Source organism: Paenibacillus sp. BT-177 (genome assembly GCF_025846815.2).
Taxonomy (GTDB): domain Bacteria; phylum Bacillota; class Bacilli; order Paenibacillales; family Paenibacillaceae; genus Paenibacillus; species Paenibacillus polymyxa_C.
In genome coordinates this window covers 609,685-629,244 of the sequence record NZ_JAOYTP010000001.1, presented here as the reverse complement: position 1 = coordinate 629,244, position 19,560 = coordinate 609,685, and the positions used below count along the sequence as shown (strand labels likewise).

Below are 19,560 nucleotides of genomic sequence, written 5' to 3'. Positions count from 1 at the left end.
GTGCAGGCTGTATGGAAGGAATGGGAATTGAAGAAAAGTGAATGGCTGAAAAATCCGGATCTCTCGGCCTGGGTTGTACTCGTAGAATCAACATTGCGTAAGTTGCCGGAAATTTTGACCGGAAACATACCTGCCACCGACATTGTTTTTCCTCAGTCCTCCATGAAGCTGGTGGAAGGCATATATAAAAATAGTCCTGCAGCAGATTACTTTAATGAAGTGCTGGGGGATATTGTGGTTTCCTACTTGAATGAACGGCTTAAGCATGACCCGACAGGGTCGATTCGAATCATTGAAATTGGTGCAGGCACCGGAGGAACCAGTGCTATGCTCTTCCATAAGCTTCGACCTTATCAGGAACATATTCATGAATACTGCTATACCGATAAATCCAGAGCATTTTTATTGCATGCACAAAAAGAGTATGGCCCGCAAAATCCTTACCTGACTTATAAAATTTTTAATGTGGAAGAGTCGGCTGTGGGACAAGATATCGAAACGGGCGGTTATGATATTGCGATTGCCACCAATGTCCTGCACGCCACGAGGAACATTCGGCATACGTTATGCAATGTCAAAGCAGCGCTGCGAAAAAACGGCCTGATTCTTATCAATGAAATCAGTGGCAACTCGCTGTTAAACCACTTAACCTTTGGCTTGTTGGAGGGATGGTGGCTTTATAATGACCCTGAACTGCGTATTCCGGGCTCTCCCGGTTTATACCCTGAACGTTGGCAGGAGGTATTGGAAAACGAGGGATTCCGGTCCGTCTTTTTCCCTGCTCAGGAAGCGCATGAAGTAGGCCAACAAATTATTGTGGCTGAAAGTGATGGTATGCTTCGGCATCAACAGGAGCTTGAACATGACAAGCTTCCATTGAAACAGCGTGACACAGGGATTCAACCAGCTACTGATGTAACCGATGAAATGGCTGAAGAGCATGTCAGGGAGCTTATTGTAGAGAAGTTGGCAGAGGCCTTGAATGTGGACTTTTCAATGATTGATGTCCATGAGTCATTCGCAGATTATGGCTTGGACTCTATTCTTGGCGTCAACTTTGTACAGGATGTCAATCAGGGACTGGGCATTCATTTGCAGACTACAGACATCTTTGATTACAGTTCGGTAAAACAACTGACGGTATACATTTTAAGCCAATTTGGCGATACCGTTTTACAGGCTTTGGGACACAATGCTGATTCAATAGAGGATAGAAAAGATGCAAGCCGTGAAATCCAAGCGACTGAGGATAAGGATAAAGATTATATGTTTAATCCGGTTCAAACGGCACGTGCATCCATTGAGCCAGAGAGACCTAAACAGGAGAATAAAGGGAAGGATTTAGCGCAAAGAGAGCCGATTGCGATTATTGGAATGAGCGGGCGATTTGCCGGGTCTGACAATGTAGATGAGCTTTGGAATCACCTTAAGAATGGCGACGATTTAGTAAAAGAGGTGACTCGGTGGGATCTTTCAAAATATCAGGAAAAAAATGCGAGCTACTGCAATTATGGAAGCTTTTTGGAGGATATTGATAAGTTCGATCCGCTTTTTTTCAATATTTCGGGGCTGGAAGCGACTTACATGGACCCACAACAGAGGTTGTTTCTGGAGGAAGCATGGCATGCTCTAGAGGATGCGGGCTATGCGGGCACAGGAATGGAGGGATGCCGATGCGGAGTTTATGTAGGCTGTGCCGAAGGAGACTACCAGCGATTGCTGGGTGAAGACCTGCCTCCGCAAGCACTATGGGGCCATATGGGTTCCGTGATTCCCGCCAGAATCTCCTACTACTTGAATCTTCACGGACCAGCTATAGCTGTAGATACAGCTTGTTCCAGTTCGTTAGTTGCTGCCCATCTTGCTTGCCAAAGCTTATGGTCCGGGGAAACGGATATGGCTTTAGCTGGTGGGGTGTATATTCATACTACCCCTCGCTGCTATTTATATGGTGATAGGGCAGGAATGCTGTCTCACACAGGGCACTGTTATACCTTTGATGACAGGGCAGACGGTATGGTTCCGGGAGAGGCTGTTGGCGCGGTTGTGCTCAAACGGCTTGACGAAGCAGTTGCCGATGGTGACCACATCTATGGGGTGATTTTAGGTTCAGCGATCAATCAGGACGGCACCACGAATGGACTTACTGCACCAAGCCAGAAGTCTCAGGAGCGACTGGAGCAATATGTGTACGATACTTTTCATATTCATCCAGAGCAAATCCAATTGGTGGAAGCACATGGGACAGGTACCAAATTGGGAGACCCAATTGAATATCAGGCATTGACGCGAACATTTAGAAAGTATACGGACAAGAAGGAATATTGCGCGATCGGGTCCATTAAAACGAATATCGGCCATACGCAAATTGCGGCAGGAATTACAGGAGTAATTAAGCTGTTATTGTCATTAAAACATGAGCAGATTCCGCCTTCACTTCATTTCCAATCAGGCAATTCCAATATTCAGTTTGCGGATAGCCCTTTTTATGTCAATACGCAACTGCAGAATTGGTTGATTGAGCCTGAAGCCAGACGTTGTGCTGCGGTTAGCTCCTTTGGTGCCAGTGGAACTAATGCCCACATGGTCATCGAAGAGGCTCCACATACAAAACGAAGACATTCCGAAAAGCCGGCTTATTTCATTCCGCTGTCCGCCCGGACTTCACAACAATTACGCCGCCAGGTGGAGCAACTGATTGCATATTGCGAACAGGAGCCTGAGGCAGACTGCGGTAACATGAGCTATACATTATTGCTTGGGAGAAAGCACTGCAATCATCGGTTTGCATGTGTTGCCCGCAATCAAGGTGAGCTTGTCATGTCCCTTAAAAGGTGGCTGGAAAAAGGCAGTTCTTCTCAAGTTTATTATTCTGAACTACACGAAAAAGACCAACGCATTCAATCGTCCTTGAAAAGATATGGAAATGAATGTATCCAAAACTGTAAAAATGCAGGTGATGCCCGCGAGTATTTGGAGTTTTTAACTACGATTGCGGATTTATATGTTCAGGGATATCCGTTAGACTTTGAGCGTTTGTTTTCAAATGAACAGTACTCCAGAATTCCGCTACCAACTTATCCTTTTGCAAAAGAGCGGTATTGGGCGCCTGGGAATGAAGCTCAAATGGCTAAGAGAATAGGTATAGAAAGTGAAATCGAATTAACGGTTTCTAGAGCAGAGGAAAAGCCAGTGGCTACAGCTAGCCATACCCTGATGTTTGAGCCAGCCTGGAAGGAGCAGAACGTACCGCCGGAGGTCAAAGCCCCTGCTTATGACCGCCGTATCATCTTGCTGTGCGAGCCGGACGAGACTTTGCCTGAACAGCTTGAAGCGAGAGTGAACGGAGCGGCGCAGGTCTTGGCCTTCTCATCCGGGAAAAGCCGGGTGGATGAGCGGTTTCAGGCCTATGCAGTTCAGACCTTTGAGAGCATCCAAAGCATTCTTAAAGACAAGCCTGCTGGAAGGGTGCTGGTTCAGCTTGTCGTGGCGGCGGCTGGAGAAGGGCAGCTCTTTTCGGGACTTTCGGGTCTGCTGAAGACCGCCCGGCTGGAAAATCCGAAACTCATCGGCCAATTGATCGAAGTGGAACAGGGAGAATCTGAGGAAAGCCTGCGGGCGAAGCTGGAGGAAAACAGCCGCAGTCCGGTGGATGGATGGATTCGCTATGAAGGTGGTCAACGGAAAACCGCTTGCTGGAGCAGGTTCGAGCCATCTCGGCCGGATGAGAAGTTGCCATGGAAAGACGGTGGCGTTTATCTTATTACCGGCGGCTTTGGCGGCCTGGGGCTGCTTGTTGCAGAAGAGCTGGTTCAGCATACCCGAGCAGCGACTGTGATCCTGACAGGCCGGTCGTCGCTGGATGGAAACAAACAGACGCGGCTAAAGGAGCTGGAGTCCTTAGGGGCCAAAGTGGTGTATAAGCAGGGGGATATCACCGACAGGAACACGGTGACTGGCTTGCTGGAAAGCATCCAGGAGGAATTTGGGCGTGTCCACGGTATTATTCACTGTGCAGGGGTGATTCACGATAACTTCATTCTCAAGAAAAGCAGGGAAGAATTTATCGAGGTGCTGGGACCGAAGGTCCAAGGGCTGGCCCATCTGGATGAGGCAAGCAGCGGTCAGGATCTGGACTTCTTCGTGCTCTTTTCCTCCATCTCGGGCAGCCTGGGCAATCCAGGACAGGCCGATTATGCCACCGCCAACGCCTTTATGGACGCGTATGCGGCATACCGAAATACCCTGGTGGAGACCCAGCAACGGCAGGGACGGACGCTATCCATCCGCTGGCCGCTATGGAAAGAGGGCGGGATGCGGATCGATGCGGACACGGAAAAGCTCATGAGACAAAATATGGGCATTACGGCTCTACAGACCGAGTCGGGCATTCAGGCGTTGTACCAATGCCTGTCCTCAAGCAAAGAGCAGGTGATGGTCCTAGAAGGAGAGCCTGAAAAAATCGAGGCCTATCTGACGAAATCCGTTCCGCATATCAGTATCCGTGCGATACAGGCATCTGCGCCAAAGCTGGATGCGGCCTTACTTTACGATAAAACTTTGTTTCATCTCAAGGCGCTGTTGGGAGAGGTGACCCGGCTGAGCGTTGGTAGCATTGAAGCTCATGAACCGCTAGAGCGCTATGGCATTGATTCCATCATGATTACCCAACTGAATGCCAAGCTGGCAGGATCTTTTGGCGAGCTGTCCAAGACGCTGTTTTATGAGTACCAGACCTTGCGTGCCTTGGCAGAACATTTAGTGGCGGAATACGCACCGGAGTGCATGCAGTGGGTCGGAATGAGTCCAGACATGCAGCTGGTGGAGGAAACGACTGCGGCAACCCAGTGTGCCGAAGAAGAAAGCGCGCCAGTTGCGGAACAAACGATTGCGGAAGAGGCGACAGCGAAGCTTACCCGAAGCTACGTGAAGCCAGTTCGAAGCTATGTGCAGTCTGGCGCAGAGGAAACACGTGAACCGATCGCCATCATTGGTATGGCAGGCAAGTATCCAGGTTCGAAGGACATGAACGAATATTGGGAAAATCTCAAAGCAGGGAAGGATTGTATCGGCGAAATCCCGCAGGAACGCTGGTCGCTGGAAGGATTCTTCCAGCCTGACAAAGAAGAAGCGGCTGCGCATGGCAAAAGTTACAGCAAGTGGGGCGGTTTTATCGAAGGCTTTGCGGAATTCGATCCACTGTTTTTTAATATTGCACCGCGGGAAGCACTTAGTATGGACCCTCAGGAAAGGCTGTTCATTGAAGCCTGCTGGGAAGCGATGGAGGATGCAGGCTACACCAGAGAACAGCTTGCAGTAAGACATAACAGCCGGGTAGGTGTATTTGCGGGAATTACCAAAACAGGATTTGATCTGTACGGTCTTGATCTATGGAGAAAGGGAGCGCAAATATTCCCTCATACTTCTTTTAGCTCGGTAGCCAACCGAATTTCGTACCTGTTCAATTTGCAGGGCCCGAGCATGCCGGTGGATACGATGTGTTCGTCTTCGTTGACTGCGATTCATGAAGCGTGTGAGCATCTGTACCGCGGAGAATGCGAGCTGGCTATGGCAGGAGGAGTGAACCTGTATCTGCATCCGCTGAGCTATGTCGGACTTTGCGCCAACCAGATGCTGTCCATAGACGGGCAGTGCAAGAGCTTCGGAAAGGGAGGCAACGGGTTTGTCCCAGGAGAAGGCGTGGGGGTCGTCTTATTGAAGCCGCTGTCCAAGGCGATAGCAGATGGAGACCCGATCCATGCGCTCATCCGCGGAACGAGTATCAACCATGGAGGCAAGACTAACGGGTATACCGTGCCTAACCCGACTGCTCAAGGGGAGCTGATCCGGTCAGCACTAGAGCGAGCCGGGGTACATGCCCGGACCATCAGCTATATTGAAGCTCACGGAACCGGTACAGAACTGGGAGATCCTATTGAAGTAACCGGTCTGACCCAGGCCTTCAAGATGGATACGGCGGATAAGGGATTTTGCGCCGTGGGCTCTGTAAAATCCAACATCGGACATTTGGAGGCGGCAGCGGGCATCGCAGGGATTGGGAAAATTGTCCTGCAGATGAAAAACCGGACGCTGGTTCCCAGCCTGCACGCCCAGGAATTGAATCCGAACATTCCTTTTGAGCAGACGCCGTTTATCGTCCAGCAGGAGCTGGAGGAATGGAAGCGGCCGGTGGTTGAGCTCAATGGAGAGACACGGGAATACCCAAGGATGGCGGGGATTTCATCGTTTGGAGCAGGAGGCGCCAATGCTCACGTCATCATCGAAGAGTACATTCCGGAAGAGAAGGTGCCCATCCGTGTGACAGCTCACAACCCCGTTATTATTGTGTTGTCGGCCAAAAATGAGGAACGGCTGAAACAGCAGGTCGAGAGATTGCTGTCCGTGATCGGGAAAGGAGAGGTCACAGAAAGCAATCTGGCTGATGCAGCCTACACACTCCAGGTAGGACGTGAAGCGATGGAAGAACGCCTGGCGGTAATTGCCGAATCGATGCCAGCACTGGTGGAAAAACTGGAAGGATTTCTAGAAGGCCACGATGGGATATCCGAACTGTACCGAGGACAGGTCAAGCGAAATAAAGAGGCACTGTCCGCACTGATAGAAGATGAAGATATGGAAAAAACGATCACTGCCTGGATCGGGAAACGGAAATATGCGAAGATTGTGGATCTTTGGGTGAAGGGACTGGCGATGGACTGGAGCATGCTTTATGGAGATGCCAAGCCGCAGAGAATAAGCTTGCCAGCCTATCCTTTTGCAAAGGAGCGATATTGGATCACGGATATTACGATCCCATCTGTAGAAAGAATCCCTATGGAATCTCAGGAAAAAGCAGTTCTTGTTCAGTCTCAAGTAATGCAGTCTGCTCCTCCTGAAGCTTTAATGCGATCCAGTTTTTCCAGTAGTTCTGAAAAACCAAGCGGGATTTCCTTACGGAATTTGTCGGACAGTCAGCCGCAGCTTAGTAAGTCTGCCAACCAGCAGGGGTCTCCGATTATTTTAACTTCTCCGGAAGGGGTAATGCCTACATCAGAAAAGGACAAAAAGACGGAAGAACAGACGCCTGTGGCTCCTGCCCTATCCATTTCGTCAGAAATATTGCAGGAGGAGCTGACAACAAGTCTGGCGCAAGCTTTATATATAGATCGGGACGAGATCGATGAGGATAAAAACTTTGTTGATCTTGGATTGGACTCCATTATAGGCGTAGAGTGGATTCGAAACATTAATAAACACTACCACACATCCATAACAGCGACAAAAGTCTACGATTATCCGACCATACGGGAGTTCAGTAAATTTTTAGAAAAGGAATTGGGCGATCGTGTGGCCGAATTAATCATGCCGTCTTCTGCTGCGTCTATTCCAGATCAGGCACCTGCGAAGCATTTACCGCCGCTCGTATCATTGGAAATGGATAAGCAGGCAGAGACTTCACTTCAGATCCATTTGATGCCGATATCGCCTGAAAAGCAGCCGCAATTCGGCACAACTCCGTCTGGTGTCTCTACAGAGCAATTACAGGAAGAACTGACGGCAAGCCTAGCTGAAGCCTTATACATGGAACAGAGCGAGATTGAGGCAGATAGAAACTTTATAGACATCGGATTGGATTCCATTATAGGCGTAGAATGGATTCGAAATATGAATAAGCGTTACGGCACATCCATTGCAGCTACCAAGGTCTACGACTATCCGACTATTCTGCAATTTACCGAGTTTTTGGCACAAGAAATCAATAAGCATGGGGGTAAGAAAAGCTTCGTTCAGCAGCCCTTGGACACAGTCACAGGCACGGACAAACCTATAGCAGAAGTCCATTTGCCGCGAACAGACACGATCCAATGCTCTCCAGCGCAGTTGCCTAAAGCGGAAACGGTGCCATTGCGTCGGGTAAAAGCAGAAGAGGAATCAGTGTCAGCAACTTCGGAAAATCAAGATGCAATTGCAATTGTCGGGATTTCCGGAAGATATCCTGGTGCCGAAGATGTACAGCAATATTGGAAAAATCTCGCTCAAGGCCAAAACTCCATTGTTGAAATCCCGAAGAACCGCTGGGACGTAGACCCGTTGTATGATCCGCGTCCGGCACAAGAGGGGAAAGTAAATTGCAAGTGGCTGGGTGCCCTGGAGGATATAGAATATTTTGACCCGTTATTTTTTAATATATCTCCTACCGAGGCGGAAGGGATGGACCCGCAGCAGCGCATCTTTTTGCAAGAAGCCTATAAAGCCTTTGAGGATGCAGGTTATAGCGGCTCGCAGTTGGGAAATAAAAAATGCGGCGTTTATCTTGGCATTTTAAATAATGAGTATAGTATGATGCGCTACAAGAATGAAGCACAGTTCAGCAATACTACCGGGAATAGCAACGCTATTGCAGCGGCTCGTATTTCCTATTTTCTTAATCTGAAAGGACCTGCCATATCTGTGGATACGGCATGCTCCTCATCGCTGGTGGCTACTCACCTTGCTTGCCAGGCTTTATCAAATAAAGAGATTGAAATGGCGCTGGTCGGCGGTGTGTCCTTATACCTGACCCCGGAATCCTATATAGGTATGTCTGCATCGGGAATGTTATCACCAGATGGTCAGTGTAAGACATTTGACAACAGTGCCAACGGCTTTGTTCCAGGCGAAGGAGCAGGGGTGCTGGTTCTGAAGCGGCTAAAGGATGCGGAAGCTGACCGGGATCACATCTATGGGGTTATTATCGGAACTGGGATCAATCAGGATGGAAAAACCAACGGAATTACCGCGCCAAGCGCAAACAGCCAAATAGAGCTTGAGCAGGAGATATACAATAAGTATCAGATTGAACCCGAAAGTATTAGCTATGTTGAAATGCATGGGACAGGCACTAAGCTGGGCGATCCTATTGAATTGGAGGCTTTATCCACAGCTTTCAAAGAAAAAACAGATCAGAAGAAGTTCTGTGCTATAGGCTCGGTAAAGAGTAATATCGGGCATACTTCGGCAGCAGCAGGCGTAGCAAGTATACAAAAAGTGCTATTATGCATGAAGCATAAGAAACTGGTACCGACACTGAATTTCAAAAACCCGAATGAACATTTTGATTTTGATGGTTCTCCATTTTATGTAAACACACAATTAAAGGACTGGGAACCTTCTCGCGGGAACAAAAGACGTGCCGCTGTGAGCTCTTTTGGTTTTAGCGGTACCAATGCCCATCTTATTATTGAAGAATATCGTCCTGAGGTTGGAAAATTACCAGCAGACGACGAACCGCATAGTCCCGTTCTTTTCGTATTGTCTGCCAAAAATGAGAAGCAATTAGTAACCTATGCCGAAAACATGAGAAACTTTATTGCATCTCAGCCAAATCTTAATTTGGCAGATATGGGGTATACGCTACAGGTGAGCCGTGAGCCGCTGAACCATCGTCTGGCTTTTGTGGCAGATTCAAAAGAGAATCTGCTAAAAGCGCTGGATGGATTGATTCATCATCATCTGCCAGCTGGAGTCCTGACGGCTCAGGTGAAAAAGGGCAAAGACGGGATCGGGCTCTTTGAGGCAGATGAAGATGCCAAATCCTTGCTTGAAACCTGGATCAAGAAGAAAAAATTAGAAAAAATTGCGGAGCTGTGGGTACAGGGTCTAACGATGGATTGGAACAAGCTGTATGGGGACATCAAGCCTCGCCGGATTAGTCTACCCACCTATCCTTTTGCAAAAGAACGGTGCTGGGCGCCCGAGCTAGACAATAAGGCAGGCAAAGGCACGACTTCTGTCATTGCGGCTGCACTTCATCCTTTGCTGCACCAAAACACTTCCGATTTTTCGGAACAGCGGTTCAGCTCGACTTTTACAGGTCAGGAGTTTTTCCTGAAGGATCATGTGGTAAATGGTCGCAAGGTGCTATCTGGGGCCGCATCCCTTGAAATGGCGCGGGCGGCAGTGGAGCAGTCACTAGGGACAGATGAGGGCGACCTGGTCGGAATGTGCCTTAAAAACGTGGTTTGGGCACGGCCTATTACCCTAGAGGATGGCCCAATACAGTTGCATATCGGGCTTTTCCAGAATGAAGATCAAGAGATTTCATATGAGATTTATGGAAATAACGGAGCTGATGATACAGAGCTTATGATATATAGCTACGGCAGTGCAGTACGGAGATCAGCGGTGGAGGTTCCTGCATTGAATATTAAAGATTTGCAGGATACATGCAGCAGAAGCTTCCATCCGGCAGCATTGTATAACCTTTTCAGAGAGCTGGGGATTGATTATGGTCCTGGGCATCAGGGGATTGAGATGGTATATGCCGGAGATGGCCAAGTGCTGGCGAAGCTATCCTTGCCCTCCTCAGTCTCTGACAATCAAGGCCAATTTGTCCTGCATCCAAGCATGATTGATTCAGCTTTCCAGGCATCCATAGGCTTGACGCTGGGCTCTCGCGAGATTAAGCCCGCTCTGCCGTATGCCATTCAGGAAGTTGAAATTATAAAACATTGCAGTTCCACCATGTGGGCGCTGATTCGATACAGTGCAGATGGTACAGCAGGAGATAAGGCACAGAAACTAGATATTGACCTGAGCGACGAAACCGGAGAGATCTGCGTGAGGATAAAGGGTTATTCATCAAGAATTCTGGATATAGACTCTATTCCCACAGACGCGCAGTCCAATTCTGGTACCTTGATGCTTGAACCCGTGTGGAAAGAGCAGGGAGTTAGCATAGAGGGTGATTTACCTGTATATGATCGCCATGTCGTGATCCTTTGCCAGCCGTCCGGGATTTCCTGTGAACAAGTAGAAGCTCAAATAAGCGGCGCACAATGTATATTATTGCAACCTGATCAAAACAGAATCGGGGAACAGTTCCAGCGTTACGCCGTTCAGGTACTTGAGCTGATGCAAAGAATTTTTAGCGAAAAAAACCATGGCAAGGTGTTAATCCAAATTGTCACTAACGACCAAGAGGAGCAGCAGCTTGTATCAGGGCTCTCGGGTCTTTTAAAAACCTCCAGAATAGAACATCCAAAACTGGTGGGGCAGTTGATAGAACTTGAACAGGATGAGGCCCCGAGTACAATCATAGATATTTTAAAAGAAAACAGCTGGAGTCCTGAAGACATCCAGATCCGGTATGGGAAAGGCAAACGGTGGATTTACGGTTGGAACGAGGTTCCGTTTTCTCCGGAAATGGCAGACATCCCGTGGAAGGAGAACGGAGTATACCTCATTACCGGTGGTGCTGGTGGCTTGGGACTTATTTTTGCCAAAGAGATTGTAAATAAAGTTCATAATGTTGCGTTGATTTTAACGGGGCGTTCCGTGCTGGATGAGGGCAAGCGGGCAGAGATAAAGAAATTGGAGTCATTAGGAGCACGAATAGCATATAAGCAGGCCGATGTGTCCCGGGAGCAGGCGGTGGCTGATTTAATTCGGGAAATTGAGGCAGAATTCGGAAGCTTGAATGGCATCATTCACAGCGCAGGAGTAATTCGTGACAACCGTATACTCAAAAAAAATAGCGGGGAAATGCTGGAGGTTCTCGCTCCCAAAGTATTAGGGGTAGTGAACTTGGATCAGGCGAGCAAGAACCTGCCTCTTGACTTCTTCATTCTGTTTTCGTCGGTAGCCGGAGGACTGGGCAATCAGGGACAGGCGGACTATTCTACCGCTAATGCCTTTATGGATGCTTACGCCAGATACCGGAACGCTTTGACAGGATCGCAGCAGCGCCAGGGCCAAACGATATCTATCAATTGGCCACTATGGAAAGAAGGCGGGATGCATATTGATGAGGAGACGGAGAAGCTGGTAAAACAGCACACAGGCATGGGAAGTATTTCAACTTCTTCCGGCATTCAGGCCTTGTACCGTGCCATGCTTACGGGTGCTGATCAGGTTATGGTGATGGAAGGCAATCTCGAAAAAATGAAAAGAGCAGTAGGTTTAATAGCAATTCGGGAAACCAGACAGCTTGAAAAGGTGGCGGATACTTCAGCAACTATTTCAGCAATTTCTACTGAAAGTAATGCCGCACCGGACCTGCTGGACAAGGTGCAGACCGCCATGATGCAGGCGGTATCGAAATTGCTGAAAGTCAAACTTGAAGATATTGATGCCTATGTCGAACTGAGTGAGTATGGCTTTGATTCCATCTTGCTCACGCAATTTGCCAACAACATCAATCACTTGTACCGACTTGAGCTGACACCTGCCGTATTCTTTGAATACACTACACTTCATGACTTCTGCAGGTATTTAGTGGACGAATATGCCACCTTGCTTGGTGAGCAGTTTGTCGTCCAGACCCGGACTGAGCCTTCTGTGCAGAATGAAGAGGAGGATAGGGAAGACTGCATCCGCAGTAGACGCCAGCGTTTTCGATTTGCAAACAAGAATGTGCTAGCTATGCCGCAACAGACCCAGGCGGGTTCTGAACCTATTGCAATTGTAGGCATAAGCGGTGTCTTTCCCATGGCCCGGGATGTAGATGAGTTTTGGAAAAATCTTGAGGAAGGCAGGGATTGTATCACTGAAATACCTGAGGATCGCTGGGATTGGAAGGCATATTACGGTGACCCTGCGGATGAGAGCAATAAAACAAACATCAAGTGGGGCGGGTTTATTGACGGGATATATGAGTTTGACCCTTTATTTTTTGGAATTTCACCGAGGGAAGCCGCACTCATGGACCCGCAGCAGCGCCTGTTGATGACTTATATTTGGAAGGCGATTGAAGATGCTGGGATTCAAGCAGCAGGGCTATCTGGAACCCGTACAGGCATCTTTACAGGAACCGCAAATAGCGGCTATAGCGGAATGATCTATCAGGGAAATGTGGGTGTCGAGGCATACTCCTCCAGTGGAATGGCGCCGTCGGTGGGACCCAATCGTATGAGCTATTTCCTTAATATTCATGGTCCGAGCGAGCCTGTCGAAACAGCTTGCTCCAGTTCACTGGTGGCCATTCACCGGGCAGTAAAGGCTATAGAAGATGGAAGCTGCGAAATGGCAATTGCAGGTGGTGTCAATGTAATTATCACACCTGAGCTTCATATCAGCTTCAATAAAGCAGGGATGCTGTGTGAGGATGGCCGATGCAAAACCTTCTCTGATCAAGCCAACGGTTACGTGCGCGGTGAAGGGGCGGGCATGCTTTTCCTGAAAAAGCTGAAGGATGCAGAAAAGGCCGGAGACCATATTTACGGCATAATTCGGGGCACAGCCGTTAATCACGGAGGCCGGGCGAATTCTCTGACAGCCCCCAATCCGAGGGCACAGGCGAATTTACTGGTAAATGCATATACAAAAGCTGGTATCGACCCAAGGACAGTCTCTTACATTGAGGCCCATGGAACAGGCACCGAATTAGGCGATCCAATTGAAATTAACGGACTGAAAGCAGCCTTTAAAGAGCTTTATGAGACTATAAAGGGACCTAGGATCAAAGATCCTCATTGTGGTCTAGGTTCGGTGAAGACCAATATCGGACATCTGGAATTGGCTGCTGGGATCGCCGGTGTCATCAAAGTGCTGCTTCAGTTGAAGCATAAAAAGCTTGTTAAAAGCCTTCATTGCCATGCCATTAATCCCTATATCAAACTTGAAGACAGTCCTTTCTATATCGTCCAGGAGACGAGTGAATGGAAGCAGCAGCAAGATGCTTCTGGGCACAATATTCCTCGGAGAGCAGGTGTCAGCTCTTTTGGATTCGGCGGCGTCAATGCTCATTTGATCATCGAGGAATATGTTCCGGAAAATCAGGAGAAAGATCCAGTTACCTTCAGTGCCCAAAAGCCGGCTATTGTTGTACTGTCAGCCAAGACTGAAGGACAGCTGCAAGATCAGGCACGGCAATTGTTGTCTGCAATCCGGGAGCGCCAGTTCACAGACGGCAGTCTGGGAGATATAGCATATACCCTGCAGATGGGGCGCGAAGCGATGGAAGAACGTTTGGCCTTCACTGCAGTTTCGCTCTTCGAGCTTGAAGAGAAGCTAAAGGGATTTGTGGAAGGCCGGAATGGTATTCATAGTTTATATGTGGGGCAGGCAAAACGCTATAGAGAAGAAAATAGAGACCGGGGAACACGAGAGGAAGTAGGCACGACGATTGAGGCGTTGGTTAGTGAAAACGACTACGCCCAAATCGCACATCTTTGGGTAAAAGGCGCGGTTTTTGACTGGGAAGTGCTATACGGAAAGAATAAGCCGAACCGTATTAGCCTGCCTACCTATCCTTTTGCCAAAGAACGATATTGCGTAACCGATACCAATAACCTGAGTGGAGCAAACGATGTTGGGCTAAAGCAGGAGAAGTCAGCCATCATTCATCCTTTGCTTCAGCGCAATACGTCCGATATTTATGGACTTCAGTTCAGCTCCACATTTACGGGAAGAGAATTTTTCCTCGCTGACCATGTGATCAAGGGACAGAAGCTTTTGCCTGGAGTGGCCTTCCTTGAAATGGCGCGAGCGGCAGTAGAGCAAGTCGCTACATCTTTGGAAGAAAGTCGGATTTGTGTTCGTTTAAAGGATGTATTATGGCTCCGGCCTGTGGTAGCTGGGGAGCGGCCGATTGCTATAAATATCGGGCTCTACCCGCAAGACGGAGAAATTGCCTATGAAATCTACAGCAAGTCTGAATCAGTGGATACAGAGTTAGTTGTGCATAGCGAAGGCAGCGCAGCAATTGCTCCGTTGGCTGAGATTCCTGCCATAGATATTGAAGCACTGCTGGAGCAGTGCAATCTGGGTACCTATTCATCCCAGCAGTGTTATGAGGCGTTTGCAGCCATGCAGGTTTCCTATGGGCCAGGGCATCAAGCAATTGAAAAGATCTACACTGGCGTGGACCAGGTACTTGCCAAATTGTCCTTGCCTACCTCTGTTTACCAGACCATGGGACAGTTTGTGATGCATCCTAGCTTGATGGATTCCGCTTTGCAGGCGTCCATAGGCCTGATGATGGACACATACGGCGCTGCCATGTCTGACGGTAAAGCTTCTATAAAGTCAAAGCCGGCTTTACCGTTTGCTGTGGAAGAGCTTGAGGTGTTTAGTGGCTGCACATCAGAGATGTGGGCTTGGGTCCGTAATCGTGAAGGCAGCAGACAGGATGGTCCAGTGCAAAAGCTGGATATTGATTTGTGCGACATGCAGGGGAATGTTTGTGTAAGCATGAAGGGCTTCTCATCACGAATTGCAGAAGGAGGAACAGGGGAATCAGATGAATGGACGATACCTGAGACTTTGATGCTTGAGCCTGTATGGGAGGAACAAGCCCTTGTCCCGGGAGGAACAGCACCTGAATATCGGCAGCATTTGGTCATTTTATGTGAACCAGCTCATATTTCCGGGGAAATGATTGAATCACAGATGAACGGGGTGCATTGTCTTATCCTGCAATCCGACGAGGAAAGCATGGATGCACGCTTTAGAACTTATGCAGCACAAGTGTTTGAGCAAATTCAACAGGTGCTTAAAACCCAATCCAAACACAAAACATTGATTCAACTTGTCATTCCGGTACAGGATCACAGACAGGTATTCTCTGGACTTTACGGACTCTTACAAACAGCACAGCTTGAGAATCCCACACTAGTGGGCCAACTGATCGAAGTGGATATGGAGGAAGATGCAGCAGGTATTATAAATATCCTGCAAGAAAATAGCCGCAACTTCATGAGTTCACATATCCGCTACCAGTGGGGCAGACGATATGCTGCCGCATGGACGGAAATCAAATCCTCGCAGGAAGTGAACCGTATTCCTTGGAAGGACAAAGGGGTTTATTTGATTACTGGCGGAACCGGCAGCCTTGGTTTGATTCTGGCTGAAGAAATGGCACGACAGGCTAAAGATGTCGCGTTAATTCTCGTCGGACGATCTATGCTCCGTGGTCACACCAAAGCAAGGGTTGAGGAAATAGAGGCTCTAGGAGCAAGAGTCGTATTTCGACAGGCCGATGTCGCCGATAAAAGAGCGGTTGAGGATTTGATCCGGGATATTCAGGAAGAGTTTGGGAAGCTGGACGGAATTGTTCACGGCGCTGGGGTGACCAGCGATAATTTCATTATAAAAAAAACAGGGGAGGAATTGCAGAAAGTATTGGCGCCAAAAGTTACAGGATTGATGAATCTGGATCAGGCCTGCAAGGATCTTCCGCTAGACTTTTTTGTCCTGTATTCATCTGTTGCCGGCAGCCTTGGGAATATAGGACAGGCTGACTATGCTGCTGCCAATGCCTTTATGGATGCCTATGCCAGATATCGCAATACGCTTGTAGAACAGAAGCAACGTCAGGGGCAGACGCTTTCTATCAACTGGCCGCTGTGGAAAGAAGGCGGAATGCGTATTGATAGAGAAACGGAACAAATCATGGAGGAAATGGGGATGTTTGCTATGGAGACCGATACAGGAATGAGGGCTTTGTACCAAAGTCTGGCTTCCGGAAAAGATCAAGTCATGGTATTGGAAGGGCGTGCCAATCAGCTCAGAGAAACGCTCTTGCAGCAGCCATCCCTGAATCAGGCTGAAGATGCCTCCTCTATGATTATGGAGAGCAGAAAGGAGTCAGGAATCGGACAAGATCTTCTTGCCGAAAAAGCGGCAAATTATTTAAAGCAACTGCTTGCTGCATCGATCAGACTGCCGGCAAGGCAAATTGAAGTCGATGCCCCTATGGAGAAGTATGGAATTGACTCTATTATGATCAGACAGCTGACACGTGAACTGGAGAAAACATTCGGAACACTACCCAAAACGTTGTTTTTTGAATACCAAAGTATTCGGGAGCTGACCCAATATTTTCTTGAAGTTCACCAGAAGCAGCTGATTCAACTGCTTGGAATGGAGGAAGAGGTTAACGCCGTCCAAGCGTTTACGTCTTCTACTGTGAAGGATAGCCCAGGAAGGCCACTTTCCAGTAGCCGAAGAGAAGCTCGTGAAATGCCGGCTCAGACACAATTACTGGATCAGAAAAAATTCCAACCGCAGCCGGAAACAGTAGGCGGTACGGGGGATATTGCCATTATCGGCTTGTCGGGCATGTATCCTGAGGCGGAGAATGTTGGGGAATTCTGGAACAATCTGCGCAATGGAAAGGACTGCATTACGGAAATTCCCAAAGAGCGTTGGGATCACAGCATACACTTTGACGAGGAAGCGGACAAATCCGGAAAAGCTTACAGCAAGTGGGGTGGCTTTATCAAAGGCGTGGATCAATTTGATCCGAAGTTTTTCAACATCTCTCCTAGAGAAGCAGAAATCATCGATCCACAGGAGCGCTTGTTCCTAAAATGCGTCTATGAAACGATCGAGGATGCAGGTTATACACGAGAAGGGCTTGGTTTGGAAAGGAATGTAGGCGTTTTTGTCGGAGTTATGTATGAAGAATACCAGCTTTATGGGGCGCAGGAGCAGGCTAGAGGCAAAATGATTGCCGTACCAGGGAATCCGGCCTCCATTGCAAACCGAGTTTCTTATTTCTGTAATTTCCACGGGCCAAGCATGGCCGTGGATACGATGTGCTCATCCTCATTGACGACCATTCATCTAGCCTGCCAGAGCTTACAGCAAGATGAGTGTGAGCTTGCCATTGCTGGCGGTGTCAATGTCTCCATTCATCCGAACAAATACCTGATGCTTGGGCAGGGAAGATTCGTATCAAGCAAGGGTCGGTGCGAAAGCTTCGGAGAAGGTGGAGATGGGTATGTGCCGGGTGAAGGCGTAGGGGCCGTATTGCTCAAACCGCTGACCAAAGCAATTGCAGACGGCGATCACATATACGGGGTCATCAAGGGAACCGCTGTGAATCACGGCGGGAAGACCAATGGCTTTTCGGTTCCGAACCCCAAGGCGCAGGCCAGTGTGATTGGGAGGGTATTTAAGAAAGCCGGAATAAACCCCAGAACAATCAGTTACATTGAAGCACACGGCACGGGGACATCTTTAGGTGATCCTATTGAAATCGCTGGATTGCAAAAGGTTTTCCGGGAATATACGGAAGACACGCAGTTCTGCGCCATTGGATCGGCAAAATCTAATATAGGGCATTGTGAGAGTGCGGCAGGGATTGCTGGAGTGACTAAGGTGCTCCTTCAGCTCAAATACGGACAAATCGCACCTTCGCTGCATTCAAACATACTCAACCCGAACATCGACTTTAGCAATAGCCCTTTTATAGTTCAGCAGGAGCTTGAAGAGTGGAAAAGACCGATCGTCACTATAAATGGAAAGACCGTTGAATACCCGAGAATTGCAGGTATTTCTTCTTTCGGCGCCGGAGGCTCCAACGCACATGTGCTTATTGAGGAATACATCCCTAAGATGCAGGAGACTAGACAAGCTGCCGTGATATTGCAAAACCCGGCCATGGTCGTGCTGTCGGCCAAAAATCAAGAGCGTTTGTACGAGCAGGTACAAAGATTGCTTTCTGCACTCAGAGCACCGGAATACGCAGAAGCCAGTTTGGAGGATATAGCATTTACCCTTCAGGTAGGACGGGAAGCTATGGAAGAACGGTTAGTAGTCTTAGCTAAGTCTACGAGGGAGCTTGAAGGAAAGCTGGAGAGCTTCCTGGCGGGGAATGAGGATATCGACGGACTCTATTCGGGTCAGGTAAAGAAAAATAAAGATATTCTGACTGTTCTTGAAGCAGACGAGGACATGGAACAGTTGGTGGATGTCTGGATAAGCAAGGGCAAGTATACAAAGCTGGCAGAGCTTTGGGTTCAGGGCTTGTTGTTCGATTGGAACAGGCTTTACGGAAAGGTCAGACCTCGTCGGATGAGTCTGCCAACCTATCCATTTGCTCAGGAGAGCTATTGGATCTCTACGTTCGGAAGCCAGTCCAAGGAGACCAAGATGGAACCTCTTGAAGTTGATATCCCGGCACAAAAGCCTGTTTTCAGTCCTCCTGCTGTCGATGATAATGTGCAGGTACAGACATTGGCGAAAGTACCTGAAAAACCGCAGGGTATTTTGCTGCGCTCAGTTTCTGACATCGAGAAGGTAGCCGATACACCGAAAAAGGCAGCCAAGCCCGCAGAAGTGAAGCCGGCTCCGCCGCAACCTAAACCTATCATTTCCTCACCGCAACTGGCTGTCAAGGATGAGGTCAAGCGATCTGCTAATGGGCCTGCGGCTGTACGGGTTGATGCCTTGGAGAAGGAACTAATTGAAAGTCTTGCAAAATCCTTGAGTATGGACGAAAAGGACATCGGCCGGGACGATAAATTTATCGACATGGGACTGGATTCTATTATAGGCGTAGAGTGGGTACAGGACGTGAACAAACGGTTTGGAACTTCTATTTCAGCAACCAGAGTGTATGACTATCCTAACATTAAAGAATTTTCCAGATATTTAGCAAAGGAATTAAGCAAATCGGCGGAAGCCTCAAATCAAGTGCCTGTAGAGTCAACTTCTACGCAGCCCATGCAAGCGTTGATCCAGAAGGTGCTGCAAGGTGAATTAAATGTTGAGCAGGCCGATCAGTTGTTCAAGCAATTACACTCGTAAATTGCCGACACGATATTCGTCCTATTTCATACAGCTAGGAGGGCA

The 19,560-nt window shown here is 48.4% G+C and carries 1 protein-coding gene (only partly in view); it reads left to right on the top strand.

Annotated elements, in window-relative coordinates; genetic code table 11:
- Positions 1–19,515, top strand: partial view of an SDR family NAD(P)-dependent oxidoreductase gene (locus tag OIU26_RS02855; protein WP_264215882.1) — the 3' portion only. Its footprint begins 237 nt before the window's first position; only the last 19,515 of its 19,752 coding nucleotides appear in the window; the start codon falls outside the window, past its left edge; it ends in the stop codon at positions 19,513–19,515.
- Positions 19,516–19,560 lie beyond the last annotated feature (45 nt).